We start from the raw sequence: 16,353 nt of genomic DNA, 5'->3' as shown, positions 1-16,353 counted from the left end.
CCGGCGTGTCTCCGTCGGTTTCCCGTGAGCGCGGAGAGGAAAATCCGAACCCAGCGAAAACGAGACGACAGGTCGGGCAGTCCCGGGGTCCGTGATCCGGAACGACCGGGTGTTCCGGTCGATCGTGGGCTAAGTTTGACGGTGATCGGGCCATCGTGGCTGGCCCGAACAGCACAGACGCGGTATCGCCCGGGATTCGTAAGCGGCCCGTAACCGGGCCGGGCGGCGGCGAGGAACGCACCCCCGCAGGACCGTGTCGCGGCGCTGCTGACCCGAGACGCCACGACAGGGGAGGGACTCGTGCTCGCGCTGGTGGTCTCGCACCTGCTGGTGGCGCTCGTGCTGTCGCTGGTGTCGATGCGCCACAGCCGTGCGATCTACCCGGTGGCGGCACTGCCGCCGACCGCCGCGCTGTGCTGGGCACTGGCGCACGCCGACTCGGTGCTGGCCGGATCGCCGCCGGTCACCCGGATGAACTGGTCGGCGACGCTGGGGCTGGAGTTCGCGTTCCGGTTGGACACCCTGGCGTTGGTCATGACTCTGCTGGTGTCGGGTATCGGAGTGCTGGTGCTGCTGTACTGCAGGTGGTACTTCGGCACCCCGAGCGGGGACGCGAAGCGCTCCGCGTCCCTGCTGCTGGCCTTCGCGGGTGTCATGTTCGGGTTGGTGCTGGCCGACGACCTGCTCACCCTCTACGTCTTCTGGGAACTGACCACGATCTGCTCGTTCCTGCTCGTCGGTCAGTCCGGTGTCAGCCGGGAGTCCCGCCGCGCATCGCTGCAGGCACTGCTGGTCACCACCCTCGGCGGGCTGGTGATGCTGCTCGGCTTCATCGTGCTCGGCGAGTCGAGCGGTACCTACCGGATCTCCGAGCTGGCCGCGGACCCGCCCGACGGGGCGGCGGTCGCCGTGGCCACCGGCCTGATCCTGGTGGGGGCGTTCACCAAGTCCGCGCAGGTGCCGTTCCACAACTGGTTGCCCGCCGCGATGGTGGCCCCCACGCCGATCAGTGCCTACCTGCACGCGGCCTCCATGGTCAAGGCGGGGGTCTTCCTGGTCGCCAGGCTCACCCCGGTGCTGTCCGAAGTGTCCTACCTGCCCGTGGTCACGGCGGTGTTCGGGCTGGTCACCATGTTCCTCGGCGGTTGGCGCGCGCTGCGCGAGCACGACCTCAAACTGCTGCTCGCCTACGGCACGGTCAGCCAGCTGGGGTTCCTGATGGTGCTGGCCGGTTCCGGCAGCTACACCGGAGAACTTGCGCTGGCCGGCATGCTGCTGGCGCACGGCGCGTTCAAGGCCACCCTGTTCCTGGTCATCGGCATCGTCGATCACCAGACCGGCACCAGAGACATCCGTGAGCTGTCCGGTCTCGGCCGTCGGATGCCCTGGGTGACCTCGGTGGCGGTGCTCGCGGCGATGTCCATGGCAGGGGTGCCGCCGACGATCGGTTTCGTGGCGAAGGAGGCCGCGTTCGAGACCTACCTCGGCACCGGGGCGGTCGCCGCGGTCGAGGCCGGGATCGTGGCGGGGTCCGTGCTGACCGTGGCCTACACGGCCCGGCTGCTGTTCGGCTGCTTCGCGTCGAAACGAGGCGCGGTGCCCACCGAGGCCCACCCCGTGCCCGCCGGGATGCTGCTGCCTCCCGCCGTCACCGCCCTGGCGTGCCTGGTGCTCGGCGTGGCCTACCCGTTGACCGACGAGCTCGCCGCCACTTACGCCGAACGCGCAGCGGGGAGCTCCGGGGAGTACCACCTGGGGCTGTGGCACGGCTTCAACCAGCCGCTGGTGTTCTCGGCGGTCACGCTGTTCGCCGGTCTGACACTGGCCGCCCACAACGCCAGGTTGAACCTGCTGCGCTCACGGCTGCCGAGACCGTTGGACGCCCAGCGCGGTTACGAGCGGATCATGGGCTCGTTGGAGCGGCTGGCCGTCGGGGTGACCGGTCGGGTGCAGGTCGGTTCGCTGCCCACCTATCTCGGGATCATCCTGCTCGCGGTGCTCGTGGTGCCCGGCTCGGTGCTGCTGATGCGGGTGACCCCCATCGAACAGCTGCGCTGGTGGGACAACGTGCTGCAGCTGCCGCTGGCCCTGGTGATCCTGGTCGCGGCGGCCGGCGTGGTCCGCGCGACGCGACGCATCACCGCGGTGCTGCTGGTGGGGGTGATCGGCTACGGCATCGGTGGGATGTTCATCGTCGGGGGCGGGCCGGACCTCGCCCTGACCCAGTTCCTCGTGGAGACGCTGACGCTGATCGCGTTCGTGCTGGTGCTGCGCCGACTGCCCGCCCGGTTCACCGAGACCCCGTCCGCCCGGCGCGTCCGACTACCGAAGGTGCTGGTCTCGCTGGCGGGCGGTGTGTTCGTCGGTTTCGCCGCGCTGATCTTCAGCTCGGCGCGCGACACTCCCTCGCGGGTGAGCGCGGAGTACCTGGAACACGCCGAGGAGGGCACCTCCGCCACCAACGTGGTCAACGCGATCATCGTCGACTTCCGCGCCTTCGACACCGTGGGCGAACTGTCGGTGCTGGCCGTGACGGCCACCGGTGTGGCGAGCCTGGTGCTCAGCTCCCGGTCCGCGCGCCGCAGGAAACACGCCAGGTCCGACTGGCGGCAGCTGTCCGCCACTGCCCGGCCGACCGCCGGGGAACACGGTGAGAGGGGGAGTGCATGACCGGGGCCGAACCGCCCGAGGGATGGCCGAACACCGGTGAGCGAACCTGGTTCCGCTCGGACGCTCCGGCCGAGCGCTGGCTGCTCTCCGGCTACAGCAGGGACTCCAGGGAACGGACCATCCTGCTGGAACTGATAGCCCGCGTGGTGTTCCCGACGGTGCTCGTCTTCTCGCTGTACCTGCTGTTCGCCGGTCACTACCGTTCGGGAGGCGGTTTCAGCGGCGGCCTGGTGGCGGGACAGGCCTTCGTGCTGCGCTACCTGGCGGGCGGCAGGCTGGACGACAGCTCGACGGTGTCGATGCGCCCGCCCGTCCTGATCGGAACGGGACTGACGATCGCGGTGATCACCGGGCTGGTGCCGGTGCCGTTCGGCGGGGTGGTGCTGGAGAGCGCGAGCTTCACCTTCGCCGTGCCGGTGTTGGGCGAGATCAAGATCGTCAGCAGCCTGTTCCTCGACGTCGGCGTCTACCTACTGATCATCGGAGTGGTGCTCGACCTGCTGCGGACGCTGGGATCGGGAATCGAGGCCGATATCGCCGAGCGGGAAGGGGGACGGCGATGAACACCGTGAACCTGACGATGGCCGTCGTGCTCGGCGGGCTCTACGCGACGGGCTTCTACCTGCTGTTGCAGCGCTCGCTGATGCGCGTGCTGCTGGGCATCGTGATCCTGGGGCACGGCGCCAACCTGTTGCTGCAACTCGCGGGCGGCAGTCAGGCCGGCCGACCACCGATGCTGGGCGACGTCCCGATCGGACAGATGGCCGACCCGCTTCCCCAGGCCATGGCGCTGACCGCCATCGTCATCACCTTCGCGCTGACCACCTTCCTGCTCGCGCTGGCCTATCGGGCCTGGCAGCTGCTGGGGCACGACGAGGTGCAGGACGACGTCGAGGACCGCAGGATCAGGCGGTTGGAGGCCGAACTGGCTCACGCGGACGAGGAGACCGAGCAGGAGCTGGATTCGGAGGCCACCCGGTGAGCGAACTGGTAGCCGTCCCGGTGCTGCTCCCCCTCGGCGCCGCCGGGCTGTCCATGGCGTTCGGACGTTTCGCGGACGTGCAGCGCTGGCTCGGGCTGCTGGTGCTCGGCGTCATCGTCGTGGACGCCGCGGTGCTGCTCTACTTCGCCGACGTGCACGGCCCGCTGGTGCTGCACCTCGGCGGTTGGGCCGCTCCAGTGGGGATCGCCCTCGTCGCCGACCGGCTCGCCGCGCTGCTGCTGCTGATCAGCGTGATCGTGATGTTCGCGGTGCTGCTCTACTCGATCGGCCAGCGCATCACCGACTACGGACGCGGGACGGCGAGCACCACCTTCCACCCCATCTACCTGGTGCTGTGCTCCGGGGTGTCGCTGGCCTACCTCACCGGTGACCTGTTCAACCTGTTCGTGGCGTTCGAGATCATGCTGGCCTCCTCCTACGTGCTGATCACGCGGCGCACCACCGCGAACCGGGTGCGCGCGGGGATGACCTACACGATCGTCAGCCTGTCCTCCTCGGTGCTGTTCCTGACCATGATCGGTCTGGTCTACGCGGCCACCGGAACGGTCAACCTGGCCGATCTCGCGCTGGAGATGGGCGAACTGCCGCCCGCGCCGGTGCGGGCCCTGGCGCTGCTGATGGTCATCGTGTTCGGCGTGAAGTCGGCCATGGTCCCGCTGCATTTCTGGCTGCCGGACAGCTACCCAAACGCACCCGCCCCCATCACCGCCATCTTCGCCGCGTTGCTGACCAAGGTCGGCATCTACGCGATGATCCGTACCCAGATCCTGGTCTTCGAGCGCGAGCCGAGCTGGCCGCTGATGCTCACGCTGGCCATGGCGACCATGATCGTCGGAGCGCTCGGCGCCCTCGCCCAGAACGACCTCAACCGGATGCTGTCCTTCCTGCTGGTCAGCCACATCGGGTTCATGCTGTTCGGGCTCGGGGTCTACGACATCGCGGGTCTGACGGGGGTGATCCTCTACATCGTCCACCACATCACGGTGCAGGCCACGCTGTTCCTGGTGAGCGGTCTGATCACCCGCTACACCGGGACGGTCGCACTGAGCAGGATGGGCGGGCTGGCCAAGATATCGCCACTGGTGGCGGTGCTGTTCGCCGTCCCCGCGCTGAGCCTGGCGGGGGTGCCGCCGTTCTCCGGTTTCGTGGCGAAGCTGGCGCTGCTGCGGGCCGGTGTCGGCGTGGGCACGGTTTGGGCCCAGGTGGCCACCGCTGTCGTGGTGCTGACCAGCCTGCTCACGCTCTACGCGGTGGCCCGCGTGTGGAGCAGGGCCTTCTGGGGCCAGGTGCGCGAGCCGGAGGGCGACCCCGACCCCAGCGACGAGCTCGTCGTCGGGACCGGCGACACCTCGCGCGGGATGGTGCACGCCACCGGGGTGCTGGTGCTGTCCACGGTGCTCGTGGCCGTGCTCGCCGGCCCGCTGGCCGAGGTCAGCCAGCGTGCCGCCACGGACCTGATCACCGGGGAGGCCTACCGCGCGGCCGTGTTGGGGGGTGGTTCCGGTGGGTGACTCGGAGCCGCGCCATCGGCTCGCCCGTTCCCGGCGCGGGGGCGAGCACGTGGTGAGCAGGCGGCACCCCTTCGGCCGCGCGGTGCGCAGGTTGCCGCTGCTGGGGTGGCTCCTGCTGGTCTGGCTGCTGCTGTGGGGAACCTACGACGCGGGGACGGTCTTCTTCGGGCTCCTGGTGGGGGTGCTGGTCATCGGGTTCTTCCCGGCACCCCCGATAGCCACCGACATCAGACTGCGTCCGTTCCGGGCCGGCCAGCTCCTGCTCTTCCTGGCGTGGGACCTGGTGGTCTCCACGGTCCGGGTGGCCTGGCAGGCCGTTGTCCGAGGCCCCCGCGCGCGGGCGTCGATCGTGGCCGTGACCCTGCTCACCGATTCGGACCACCTGATGGCGATGGTGGCCAACGCGGTCTCGCTCGCGCCGGGCAACTTCGTGCTGCAGATCGACCGAGCCAACCGGATCTGCTACGTGTACGCGCTCGGGGCGGGGGAGCACGCCACCGAACGCGTACGGCGCGAGGTGCTCGGCTGGGAACGCCGCGTGGTCCGTGCGGTGGGAACCGCCGAGCAGGTGCGGATGGTCGATCGGAATCACCGTTCGGAGGTCGGATGATGGGCGTGGTGTTCGCGATCACATTCGGTTTGTTGTGCCTCGCGGGATTGCTCTCCCTGGTGCGTTTGCTCCTCGGCGGGGGAACCCTGGACCGCATAGTGGCGCTGGATGTGTTCATCACGTTGATCGTCGCCGCCACGTGTGTGGGGATGGGGCTGAACGAGGACGGGTCGAATGTGGCGTTGGTCGCGGCATTCGCCTTGTTGGCGTTTATCGGTTCGGTCAGCGCCGCACGCCTCGTGGAGAAGAAGGAGTCGCACCGATGAGCTGGCTGGATCTGTTCTCGGCGGTATGCCTGATAGCCGGTGCGATGTCCTGTCTGTTCGGTGCGATAGGATTACTGACTTTTCCCGATGTCGCCGCCAGGCTCCAGGCCGCGACCAAACCACAAACCCTGGGGCTGGTGCTGATACTGCTCGGCAGCGCGGTGCACCTGGAACTCCGCTACGCCTCCGGGCTCATTCTGGTCGGGCTGTTCCAGGCACTCACCGCGCCGGTGTTGGCCCAGCTCGTGGGGCGTGCCGCCTATCGCGCGGGCAGTGTCCGGCACGAGACCCTCGACACCGACCACCTGGCGAGGCGGATCGAGCGCGAACGCGGCGGGAGTTTGTGAGCTCCGACATTTTTCGTGTTTCAACTGCATATCGTTTGGCCGGGGCGTTTCACATTCGGCGGAACAGTCTTTACCGTGGTTCGCTGTGATATGCGGTCCGCGCTGGGGAAGCCACCACAGTGGCCGAACGCGTCCGTTTCGATCTTTGGTTGCTTACGGCGCAGTCGGCAATTGCGTCGATATGCGCTGGAAAGGTGACGTACGGTAATGAAACAGCATCTGAAAGAGCACACCAATCCCCCGGTGTTCATCACATCGGGGATCGTGGTGATCGCTTTCGTGCTTTGGGGCGTGCTCGCGCCGTCGAATCTGAACAACGTCGCGAGCGAAGTCAACAGCTTCATCACGACCAACTTCGAGTGGCTCTACATCCTCTCGGCCACGTTCTTCGTGGTCTTCGTGCTGGCGGTCATGGTCAGCCGATTCGGCACGATCCGGATCGGCCCGCCGGACTCCAAGCCCGAGTACAGCAATCTCGCGTGGTTCGCGATGCTGTTCACCGCCGGTATGGGCATCGGGCTGGTCTTCTACGCCGTGGCCGAGCCGGTCTGGCACTTCCAGAACCCGCCGGTCGGTGAGCCGGGGACCCAGGCCGCAGCGCAACGCGCGATGAACTTCACGTTCTTCCACTGGGGCCTGCATCCGTGGGCGATCTACATCGTGCTCGGCCTCGCGCTGGGCTACTTCGCCTTCCGCAAGGGCCTGCCGCTGCGTCCGGCCGCCGCCTTCTACCCGCTGATCGGCAACTGGATCTACCGCTGGCCCGGCCACATCGTCGACGTGCTCGCGGTCTTCGGCACGCTGTTCGGGCTGGCCACCTCCCTCGGGCTGGGCGGCAACCAGGTCGGTGCGGGCCTCAACGCGGTGTTCGGCATCGAGAACACCACGATGCTGCAGGTCATCATCATCCTGGCCATCACGGCGGTGGCCGTGGTCTCGGTGATGTTCGGCATCGACAAGGGCATCCGCAACCTCTCGCTGGTCAACCTGTGGTTGGCGTTCGCCCTGATGCTGTTCGTGTTCTTCTTCGGTCCCACGCTGGACCTGCTGAACATGCTGGCCAGCAACGTCGGTTACTACTTCCAGCACCTGCCGGAGCTGAGCTTCCAGACCTTCCCGAACAACGGCAACGGCACCGCCCAGGAGTGGCAGGGCGGCTGGACGCTGTTCTACTGGGGCTGGTGGATCGCCTGGTCGCCGTTCGTGGGCATGTTCATCGCCCGGATCTCCTACGGGCGCACCATCCGCAACTTCATCGGCGGCGCCATGTTCGCCCCGGTGGGTGCCTCCTTCGTGTGGCTGAGCATTTTCGGCAACTCCGGTCTGCGCAAGGTGCTCTCCGGCGGCGAGGATGGTCAGGCACTCGCCGACGCCGGGTTCAACAAGGCGATGTTCGTGCTGCTGGACCAGCTGCCGGTGGCCGACATCGTCTCGATCCTCGCCTCGGTGCTCGCGGTCGTGGTCGTCGTGCTGTTCTTCGCCACGTCCTCGGACTCCGGCTCGCTGGTGGTCGACATCCTCACCAACGGCGGCGACCCGAACCCGAAGTGGCAGCAGCGACTGTTCTGGGCGATCTCCGAAGGTGTCATCGCCTGCGTGCTGCTGGCCGCGGGTGCGGCCAGCGGGGCCGACGCGCTCAGCGCGTTGCAGACGGCCTCGATCGTCACCGGACTGCCGTTCTGCATCGTGCTGTTGCTGATGTGCGTCGGTATCGCGAAGGCGCTCAGCCAGGAACGCCCTAACCTGGCCGTGCAGCGTGAGCCCAGCCCGCTGCCGGGTATGCGCAGCAGTGCGGCCCGGACGCGTGCCGGGGCCACCGCTGACAGCGGCTCCGGTTCCGGCGAGAGGGACTCCGAGTCCTGACGCTCCGGTTCACCAGGACCGACGGGGTCTTCCGGCTCACTGCCGGGAGGCCCCGTTTTGTCGTAGCGGGGCTTTCGGCCTGCTACGGGTGAGGTGGGGTTCCGTTGGCCGTGGGCGGACGTGGGGCAGCTCACCCGGAGTCTCGTCTCCCGCTCTTCTGTCCGGTGCTGTTTCCGTTTTGTTTGACACATCCGTGTGACTGCTGGTAGCTGCTTTAGTCCGATCTGGGGATTTTATTTACGAAAAGTCACTCATGGTGTGCAGTGTGGTCCAATGGGCCACACTTAAGAGTGATGTCGGTTGGAGGTTCGGTTGTCCGTTTCCGGTGATCCCCGAAGACGACCAGGCGGAGTCGACCCGCGTGCGGGCGAGGACGTGCGGCACCGCGCCGAGCCCGTGCGGACGGCCGCGGCACTGGTCGTCTGCTGCGCCGTGTTGCTGATGGGGCAGTTCGGCCTCGCCTCGGCGAGTGAGGGGCCGCTCCGCGCGGGGAAGGGCGGAGCCGAGGTCGTTCGTGCGGCTTCGGCGAACTCCTCGACGTGGAGCGCCACCCGCGGACTGGCTCAGTCGGACGATCAGGCCCCCTCGGAGGAGGAAGCCGGGCAGGACCGCAGGTACGTGATCGGCGCGCTCGGCATCGGGCTGGTCGCGGGCATACTGCTGCTCCGCCGCAAACGCGGCAAGCAGTCGTTCGTGCTGCAGTGGCGCAAGCGCAGCTGAACCCCCACTTAACGGAACTCACGGTCTGTTTTGCGTGAATTTTCCGTCACTTGGACTAGACCTGAAGGAAATCTTGTGGGAGTTTCACAGTCGACGGATCGTGTGGCGAACCGACGGCACCGTGACGTCGTCAGGTGAATCGCCTCTCGACTTCGGGCACTAGCCCGGAGATGTGGGTCGGCACCGGGAAGCCCCCCGACCGGTGCCGATCCACCCGACTCCCCGCGTCCGTCCCGGCCAGCGGCACGCGGTGGGCCTCCCGTCGGTGGGCGTGTTCCGGTCCGCCCCGTCTTCGGTCGCCCTGAACTCTCGTACCCGTTCGGCGCGCGGAACCGACCGGTGAGCTACCCGAGGTGCGTCAGCGGAGCTCCCGCGCATCCGAATCCTGCACTATGGGTGCCAAATGAGTACCGAATCCCCGCACCCAGCCCGCTCGGGCCGAGACCGTCCGGCCGCCACGCCCCCCGGCTCCCCTTCCTCGGAACGAGCCACCGGTGAGCCCGGCGCCGTGACGGCCTGGCGTGCGGCGGTGGACGAGTACCGCTCCGAGCTCCTGGAACTGTCACACGGCCTGCACGCCGACCCGGAGACCAGCTTCGCCGAGTACCGTGCCGCCGACCGCGTCGCCGGACTGCTCGACGCACGCGGCTTCCGCGTCCGAAAGCCGGTGGCAGGGCTGGACACCGCGTTCACCGCCGACTACGGGTCCGGGGAGTTCGTGGTCGGCCTGTGTGCCGAGTACGACGCCCTTCCCGAAGTCGGTCACGCCTGCGGGCACAACATCATCGCCGCCGCCGGTGTCGGGGCGGCGCTGGCACTGGCCGAGGTAGCGGACCGGCTGGGGATCACCGTGCGGGTGCTCGGAACGCCGGCGGAGGAGATCGGCGGCGGCAAGATCACGATGCTCGACGCCGGGTTGTTCGACCCGCTGGCTGTGGCCCTGATGATCCACCCCGGCCCCTCCGAGGTGTGCGCTCCGCGCTCCCTGGCGATCACCGATCTGCGGGTCGAATACACCGGTCGGGCGGCACACGCGGCCGCTGCTCCGGAACTGGGGATCAACGCCGCGGACGCGCTCACGGTGGCCCAGGTGGCGGTCGGCCTGCTGCGCCAACACCTGGAAGCCGGGCAGATGGTGCACGGAATCGTGAGTTCGGGAGGAGCGGCTCCCAACATCGTGCCCGAACGGACCACGGCCGACTACAATCTGAGAGCGACCGACCCGGAGTCGTTGGCCCGGCTGGAGAGCCGGATACGCGCCTGCTTCGAGGCGGGGGCCACCGCCACCGGTTGCGCCGTGGAAGTGGTTCGCCTCTCTCCGGTATACACCGAACTGTCCACCGATGAGTGGCTCACCGAGGCCTACCGCGCCGCCGTGGTCGGTCTCGGGCGTGAGCCGCTCACCCGCGAGGTGGAGCGGGACGACGTGATCGGCAGCACCGACATGGGCAACGTCAGCCACCGGGTGCCGTCCGTGCATCCGATGGTCGCCCTGGAGTGCGGGGATGCGGTCAATCACCAGGCCGAGTTCGCGGCGGCGTGTGCCTCGCCCTCGGCAGACCGGGCGGTCCTCGACGGTGCCGCGGCGCTCGCGCGCACCGCGGCCGAGGCCGCCCTCGACGGGGACCAGCGGGAACGCCTGCTGGCCGCCGTCCGCAATCGAACCGCATCCGGGTTTCGACGGTTGTCGAACCGATTCTTCGCGTCGGGAGGCGTGACGTGACCGCGTTGGATTCTCTGGGGCCGAACAGCCACGGCGGCAGTTCCGTGATGGGCTCGTCAGCCGTCCCCCTCGGCGGGAAGGAGGTGGCCGAACGGACGGCCGCCTCCTCCGACGGCCAGGCTCTCCGAACGAGCCCCGCGAGCGGAGCGCGGCCCGTTTCCACCGAGCCAGAACACGCCAGGAGCGAGACCATCGAACCCGTGCGCTCCGGGGTGACGGATCCGGGGGAAGGGCGTGGCCCCGCCTGGCTGGACGAGTGGATGGCGGCCAACTCGGACCTCGTCGTGGCCTGGCGCAGGGAGCTGCACTCCCGTCCCGAGCTCTCGCGCGGTGAGTACCGCACGACGAGGCTGCTGGCCGAACAGCTCGAATCCATCGGTCTGCGGCCGCGCAGGCTCCCGGTGGGGACCGGGCTGATATGCGACATCGGGCAGGAGACGCACCCCGCGCGCACGATCGCGCTGCGGGCCGACATCGACGCGCTTCCGCTCAGCGAGTCCACCGGGCTGCCGTTCGCCTCAGCCACCGAGGGGGTGGCGCACTGCTGCGGGCACGACGCGCACACCGCCGTGCTGCTGGGGGTCGCGATGGCGCTGGCTTCGGGACCCGCGCTGCCGGGCCGGGTGCGGCTGATCTTCCAACCCGCCGAGGAGGTCATGCCCGGGGGCGCGCTGGACGTGCTCGCCGCGGGCGGACTCGACGGGGTGGACCGGATCTTCGGGCTGCACTGCGATCCGCGGCTGCCCGTGGGCACCGTAGGAACCAGGATCGGGGCCCTCACCTCGGCGAGCGATCCCCTGGAAGTGCGGCTCACGTCCCCGGGCGGTCACACTTCCAGGCCGCACCTGACCGCCGACCTGGTGCACGCGCTGGGAACGCTGATCACCGGACTGCCCACCCTGTTGTCCCGCCGGGTGGACCCGCGTACCGGAACCGTGCTGGCCTGGGGCGCGGTGCGTTCCGGGGAGGCACCCAACGCGATCCCGCAGGAGGGCACGCTGCGCGGTACCCTGCGCACCGCCGACCGCGACACCTGGGCCGAACTCGGTCCGCTGGTGCAGGAGCTGGTCCAGGGGCTGCTGGCCCCGCTGGGGGTCGGCTACGACCTGCAGCACCGGCGCGGTGTGCCGCCGGTGGTCAACGATGCCGAGAGCACCCGGCTGATGCGGACGGCCATCGGGGAGGCGCTGGGTGAGCAGGCCCAGAGTGGTACGCCGCAGTCCTCGGGTGGTGAGGACTTCGGCTGGTACCTGGAGCACGTGCCGGGCTCCTTCGCCCGCCTCGGAGTGGCGGGGGAGGGGACGGGCGCCGCCGATCTGCACCGGCCGAACTTCGTGCTCGACGAACGCGCCCTGTTGGTCGGTGTCCGCACGATGGTCCACACCGTGCTGACGGCGTTGCGGGAGTGAGGAAGACCCGCTTACCGTCGCCTCCCGCGAGGGTGGGACTTCGTCCCCGGCTTTCTGCCCTGGAGTCCCGTTCCCCTGCTTCCTTCGACGAGCTCTTCCTGGGCAGAACGGCCCGCTTCCGGCATGCCCACGGGTAAACCGGAGGCGGGTAAGCCGGAAACGAGCCGTTTCCACGCGAGGGGGTCGGGTGGGCCCGTTGTCCCCTCTCTTGATCGAATCCGGGAACGATGCCCATTGGCCGCTGTCGAACACGAGTGTGCCGCCGTCGCGGTTCTTCGTGTCGCGGACACCGGCGAAGCCGGGCACGAGTGCTGCTTGCACACAGGCATCCTGTGTCCGGCTGCGACTGCTCTTGAACCAGTGAGCGCCCCGTAGGTCAGGCCTGTGCACGGTGTGGGACCTTTCGCTCATGTCCCGGGGGAATACGACTGTTCGGCCACCGATCGGATCAGTTCCAATGATTCCCCGTGCCCACCGCGGCGGTTTGCAGTCGGTTCCGCGAACGAACGTGGGCGTTCACGGCTTCCTTGCCGTCCAGTTACCTCACATCGTCGAACGATTCGACGTAGACGACGTCCAGAGCGGGCGTGTTACCAGGTGAGGGGATCGTCAGGATCGTGAAGTCGTAGCTGATCGCCCCCGCCTACGTCTGGGCATCGAAAGGTATGACCTGCATGTGGATGTTGTCCTCCAGAGCCGGGTCGTACGGATGATCGAGCTGCCGTCGCATCACTCCGGGACCGCCGATCCGCCGTCGTAGACACGACTCGGAGAGTACGAAGGATGCCGAAGGTGGGATCGAGCGGGTGAGGATCGACTGTCGCTCCGGTCCGGCGGATACCGCCGCGTCCGCGTCGCTGTCATCGGCTCGTGGCGAGGACGTCTCCAACGCTCGGATGTATGCCTCTGTCCGCAGGAGGCCCGGCATGATTTCGCCGCGAACCCGACGTATGTCACTGGCGTCGGTCTCCAGGTCCACGTACTGCCGGAACCATTCGGGGAAGACCGACCGGTAACCACCCCAACTGCCGCGTGCGCTCCGGGTACGTGCCGGTTCGAGCGACCGTCCTCGTGTTCCTGAGTGTCGCCGTACTCATCGAGCAGCAACAGCAGATCGCCCTTGGTGATACCGGACTGGCCCAGCTCCAAGCGGCTGATCTTCGTGGTCGCTCGGTCGAGGATGCGTGCGGCATCCGCCTGTTCGAGGCCCGACTCCTGACGGACGTGGCGTAGTTCGTTGCCGAGCCGCAACCGCCTGACCGTAGGTGTGGCCATTCGTGGCCTCCAGGACTGTCGAGTTTCTGCCGGGCAGATTATCGATCACCGCACTCGCTGTTTGAGGACCGGTTTTTAGTGTTATCCCTAAAATAGGATTACATTTTTGTGGCTGCATTATCAGAGCGATGCGACCGGGGACGCTTTGTCAAGGATGCGCTTCGATGCTTCTGCTGGGCCGAGGTCGATCGGCTACCTGGTGTTGCTTCTGATCGCACTCGTGTACCGGCGCGGCTGGTCATCGACCTCGGGTACGACACAAGAGGCCGGTGAGTGCCGTGTGGATCGTGATGTTCGGAGTCATCATCTTTTCCGCGCTCCTGCCTTGGGCCGTTGTGATCTACGACCTTGAGCTCGTGCGCCCGGCGGGGTGTTCGCCGTTGTCGGTCGTGCCTGCTCGATGCGCCGCGTGTGCGCGCCTCACGTGCTTGTCCGGCTCGTGACGTCTACACGAACCAGATCGACCGGACTCCGGCCCGCCGTCGCTGCTCCTGCCTCTCAGCGGCGGCCGGTTCCATTTCGAGGACGACTCGTGCCCGAACCTCGCGGCCGCATGCTGGCTGTGCGTGGTGACCCGATCCCGGACCTTCCGACCCGTGACCGTTTCCGCCCGGTCGGGGACGTGGTCGGGCCGCGGAGCAGTGGGTGGTCGTCCCAGTGGCTCCGCCGGTGCCCGAGTTGCCGCGAGAGGCTCTGGACGGGTTGAGCAAGCTCACCTGACGCACCGTGTTGCCGGAGGTGACCGTTACGCTTAGTACGGTTCCGTAGTCGTCGAGTCGCACGAAGGATCACCGTGAGCGAGTACCTGTCCACCGAGCCCTACCGCGGAACCCGCGACTTCCTGCCCGACGAGATGTCGGTGCGCACCCAGGTGTTCCATCGGCTCTACGAGGTACTCGAACGTTACGGCTACCAGCGCTACGACGGTCCACAGTTGGAGCCGGTCGAGATTTACGAGTCCAAGTCCAGTCAGGAGATCGTCAACCAGCAGCTCTACACGCTGACCGATCACGGTGGGCGGCGGCTCGCGCTGCGCCCGGAGATGACTCCTTCGGTGGCGCGCATGATCGCGGGCAACGCGGGCTCGTTGACCTTCCCGGTGCGTTGGTTCAGTCACCCGAACTGTCACCGCTACGAGCGTCCCCAGCGCGGGCGCGTGCGTGAGCACTGGCAGGTCAACGTTGACTTGTTCGGCTCGTCCTCCACGGGAGTGGAGGTGGAGTTTTTCGAGCTGATTCACGACATGATGGCCGGCCTGGGCGCGAGCACCGACATGTGGCGGTTGCGGGTCAGCGACCGGGTGCTGCTGGACGCGCTGCTGACCCACATCGTCGGTGTTCCGCACGACAAGGTGCGCGAGACCGCGAACCTGCTGGACCGCTGGGAAAAGGTAAGCGCCGACACGCTGGCCGAAAGTGCCGCCGAGATCGGTCTGTCGGAGGAACAGTTCGTCCGGCTGGGCGAGGTCGTCAAGGACGGTAACGCCGCGATCGAGGATCTTCCCGCAGAGGCGCGTGACCAGTCCCGCCTCATGCAGGTGCTCGACACGAGCGCGGCCGAGCTGATCGAGTTCGATCCGCTGATCGTGCGCGGGTTCGACTACTACACCTCCACGGTGTTCGAGGTGTTCGACACCGACCCGAGTAACCGCCGTTCCCTGTTCGGTGGCGGTCGCTACGACAATCTGGTGGGCCTGTTCAGCAACAGGGAAATCCCCGGCTTCGGCTTCGGAATGGGTGACGTCACGATCATCGACTTCCTGAGCACCCATGGCCTGTTGCCGCAACCGCGCACCGATGTGGACGTGGTGGTCATCCCCACCGAGGAACAGTTGTTCGATCCGGCGCGACGCGCTGCTCGGGTGCTGCGGGACGCGGGCCTGCGGGTGACCACACCGCTGGAGACGCGCAAGCTCGGCAAGGAGATCCAGCGTGCCGACAAGGCCGGGGCGCGAGCGGTGGTCATCGTCGGCCCGGACGACTGGGCCTCCGAGTTGGTCACCGTACGGGACCTGACCAGTGGGGAGCAGCGGCAGACGACGCTGCACGCGCTGGACTCGTCCGTGCGGACGATCATCCCGTCCGAGTGACACCCGGTTGTGAGCGTATGACCCATGATCGGAGTCCGGGCTGGAAATTAGGTTCCTACTTGAGCTATCGCGGTATCAGGATTGCCGAAAAGTGGAGGCAGGTTCCCATCCCGCTGAGCGGCACCCGGTTCCTCGACGGCATCGCCGAGCACGAACATCCCCGCGACGTGGGACGAGTTCGGCACATACATGTCGCAGGACGGCGCCCTCGTGACCCGTCTCGTCGCGGCGGTGTGAGAAGTCCACAACACGGGCAGCGAACAGGCGCGGGACGCCGCACTGCGCCTCTTCGATGAGAAGCGGGACAACCTGGCCGCCGCTCGCCGACCGCTTGCCGACCGGCTCGCGGCGTATCGCGAATCCGGTCGGTGGGCGAAGCTGGATGCGGTGGTGCGGTCGGCCGATGTGGATCAACTCATCGACAGCATGCGTGTCCATTTCGGGGGACACCCGTTCCCGATAGCGCTGGAGTCGGTGCGGTTCGACTTCGAGTACGTGCGCCAGCATGGCTTCGAGGCGTTCTGTCGGATGGCCGATGAGTACCTGTCCGAGGTCGAACACCTTACCGGCGAGGCACGGACAGCGTTCGAGATCGAACCACTTGGCGATGGTTTCCCACAGTTCTGGCTCTACGAACTCGACATGGCGAGTACGTAGGTGCGGTCGCATCGCCACGTTCGCCAGAACCTGATCACGTTCGCCGAACGTTCGCTGGATGATGACCGCGGTGGTTCTTTCACGTAGAGCTCGTTGAGCGAGGATTCTTTCTCGCCGCGATCAGCTGGATCCATCGACGCGGAGTAGCCACTCTCCGCTCCGTCGACCGGGCCGGAATCCCCCTAAGCACGAGTTCTCCCTAGCACGAAA

The 16,353-nt window shown here is 67.5% G+C and carries 14 protein-coding genes and 2 pseudogenes; 13 read left to right on the top strand and 3 right to left on the bottom strand.

Going from position 1 to position 16,353, the window contains the following annotated elements; translation table 11 throughout:
- The first annotated feature begins 300 nt into the window (after window positions 1-300).
- The 11 genes from mbhE (at window position 301) to BLQ75_RS00635 (ending at window position 12,122) form a co-directional block, all read left to right on the top strand.
- A complete protein-coding gene (gene mbhE / locus BLQ75_RS00685) occupies window positions 301-2,670 on the top strand; it encodes a hydrogen gas-evolving membrane-bound hydrogenase subunit E (protein WP_092596179.1) in 2,370 nt (789 codons plus the stop codon).
- Window positions 2,667-3,233 carry an MnhB domain-containing protein gene (locus BLQ75_RS00680; protein ID WP_092596178.1) on the top strand — a complete coding sequence of 189 codons (567 nt, stop codon included), beginning with the start codon at window positions 2,667-2,669 and terminating at the stop codon, window positions 3,231-3,233. Before mbhE ends, BLQ75_RS00680 begins: the two co-directional genes overlap by 4 nt.
- Window positions 3,230-3,652: a Na(+)/H(+) antiporter subunit C gene (locus BLQ75_RS00675; RefSeq protein ID WP_092596177.1), complete on the top strand. Its 423-nt coding sequence runs from the start codon at window positions 3,230-3,232 to the stop codon at window positions 3,650-3,652. The genes BLQ75_RS00680 and BLQ75_RS00675 overlap by 4 nt, the downstream gene beginning before the upstream one ends.
- Window positions 3,649-5,184, top strand: a complete 1,536-nt coding sequence (locus BLQ75_RS00670) for a Na+/H+ antiporter subunit D (protein ID WP_092596176.1) — start codon at window positions 3,649-3,651, stop codon at window positions 5,182-5,184. The genes BLQ75_RS00675 and BLQ75_RS00670 overlap by 4 nt, the downstream gene beginning before the upstream one ends.
- A complete protein-coding gene (locus BLQ75_RS00665; RefSeq protein ID WP_170837252.1) occupies window positions 5,177-5,794 on the top strand; it encodes a Na+/H+ antiporter subunit E in 618 nt (205 codons plus the stop codon). The genes BLQ75_RS00670 and BLQ75_RS00665 overlap by 8 nt, the downstream gene beginning before the upstream one ends.
- Window positions 5,794-6,060, top strand: coding sequence for a monovalent cation/H+ antiporter complex subunit F (locus tag BLQ75_RS00660; protein WP_092597145.1), 267 nt, complete (start codon window positions 5,794-5,796; stop codon window positions 6,058-6,060). Before BLQ75_RS00665 ends, BLQ75_RS00660 begins: the two co-directional genes overlap by 1 nt.
- Window positions 6,057-6,407 (top strand): monovalent cation/H(+) antiporter subunit G, encoded by a 351-nt coding sequence (gene mnhG, locus BLQ75_RS00655; RefSeq protein WP_092596175.1) that lies wholly within the window; start codon window positions 6,057-6,059, stop codon window positions 6,405-6,407. Before BLQ75_RS00660 ends, mnhG begins: the two co-directional genes overlap by 4 nt.
- 207 nt (window positions 6,408-6,614) lie before the next feature.
- Window positions 6,615-8,270, top strand: a complete 1,656-nt coding sequence (locus BLQ75_RS00650; RefSeq protein ID WP_092596174.1) for a BCCT family transporter — start codon at window positions 6,615-6,617, stop codon at window positions 8,268-8,270.
- 312 nt (window positions 8,271-8,582) lie between these two features.
- Window positions 8,583-8,990, top strand: coding sequence for a hypothetical protein (locus tag BLQ75_RS00645; protein WP_139182868.1), 408 nt, complete (start codon window positions 8,583-8,585; stop codon window positions 8,988-8,990).
- Between the two features lie 403 nt (window positions 8,991-9,393).
- Window positions 9,394-10,713 (top strand): M20 family metallopeptidase, encoded by a 1,320-nt coding sequence (locus BLQ75_RS00640; protein WP_092596172.1) that lies wholly within the window; start codon window positions 9,394-9,396, stop codon window positions 10,711-10,713.
- A complete protein-coding gene (locus BLQ75_RS00635; protein WP_211481085.1) occupies window positions 10,710-12,122 on the top strand; it encodes a M20 family metallopeptidase in 1,413 nt (470 codons plus the stop codon). The genes BLQ75_RS00640 and BLQ75_RS00635 overlap by 4 nt, the downstream gene beginning before the upstream one ends.
- Before the next feature lie 219 nt (window positions 12,123-12,341).
- Here the strand turns inward: BLQ75_RS00635 and BLQ75_RS24610 are convergent.
- From BLQ75_RS24610 to BLQ75_RS24605, 3 genes and pseudogenes are all read right to left on the bottom strand, one after another.
- Window positions 12,342-12,533: pseudogene (locus tag BLQ75_RS24610) on the bottom strand (DUF397 domain-containing protein); the annotation flags it as partial.
- A 232-nt stretch (window positions 12,534-12,765) separates the two neighbouring features.
- A complete protein-coding gene (locus tag BLQ75_RS24040) occupies window positions 12,766-13,101 on the bottom strand; it encodes a DUF5753 domain-containing protein (protein ID WP_244515126.1) in 336 nt (111 codons plus the stop codon).
- 164 nt (window positions 13,102-13,265) lie between these two features.
- Window positions 13,266-13,397 (bottom strand): annotated as a pseudogene (locus BLQ75_RS24605) (helix-turn-helix domain-containing protein); the annotation flags it as partial.
- A gap of 793 nt (window positions 13,398-14,190) precedes the next feature.
- Here BLQ75_RS24605 and hisS point away from each other — a divergent pair.
- A complete protein-coding gene (gene hisS, locus BLQ75_RS00620) occupies window positions 14,191-15,486 on the top strand; it encodes a histidine--tRNA ligase (RefSeq protein WP_092596170.1) in 1,296 nt (431 codons plus the stop codon).
- Between the two features lie 426 nt (window positions 15,487-15,912).
- Complete coding sequence (locus BLQ75_RS00615) at window positions 15,913-16,143, top strand: hypothetical protein (RefSeq protein WP_170837251.1); 231 nt, start codon at window positions 15,913-15,915, stop codon at window positions 16,141-16,143.
- Window positions 16,144-16,353: the final 210 nt, after the last annotated feature.

The organism is Actinopolyspora xinjiangensis, assembly GCF_900104475.1.
GTDB classification, from domain to species: domain Bacteria; phylum Actinomycetota; class Actinomycetes; order Mycobacteriales; family Pseudonocardiaceae; genus Actinopolyspora; species Actinopolyspora xinjiangensis.
This window is presented reverse-complemented; position numbering and strand designations above follow the sequence as displayed.

Excerpts from the sequence above, each read along its gene's own strand:
- BLQ75_RS00675 (WP_092596177.1), top strand. The coding sequence starts at position 3,230 with ATGAACACCGTGAACCTGACGATGGCCGTCGTGCTCGGCGGGCTCTAC.
- BLQ75_RS00660 (WP_092597145.1), top strand. The coding sequence starts at position 5,794 with ATGGGCGTGGTGTTCGCGATCACATTCGGTTTGTTGTGCCTCGCGGGA.
- BLQ75_RS00650 (WP_092596174.1), top strand. The coding sequence starts at position 6,615 with ATGAAACAGCATCTGAAAGAGCACACCAATCCCCCGGTGTTCATCACA.
- mnhG (WP_092596175.1), top strand. The coding sequence starts at position 6,057 with ATGAGCTGGCTGGATCTGTTCTCGGCGGTATGCCTGATAGCCGGTGCG.
- BLQ75_RS00680 (WP_092596178.1), top strand. The coding sequence starts at position 2,667 with ATGACCGGGGCCGAACCGCCCGAGGGATGGCCGAACACCGGTGAGCGA.
- BLQ75_RS00615 (WP_170837251.1), top strand. The coding sequence starts at position 15,913 with ATGCGTGTCCATTTCGGGGGACACCCGTTCCCGATAGCGCTGGAGTCG.
- BLQ75_RS00640 (WP_092596172.1), top strand. The coding sequence starts at position 9,394 with ATGAGTACCGAATCCCCGCACCCAGCCCGCTCGGGCCGAGACCGTCCG.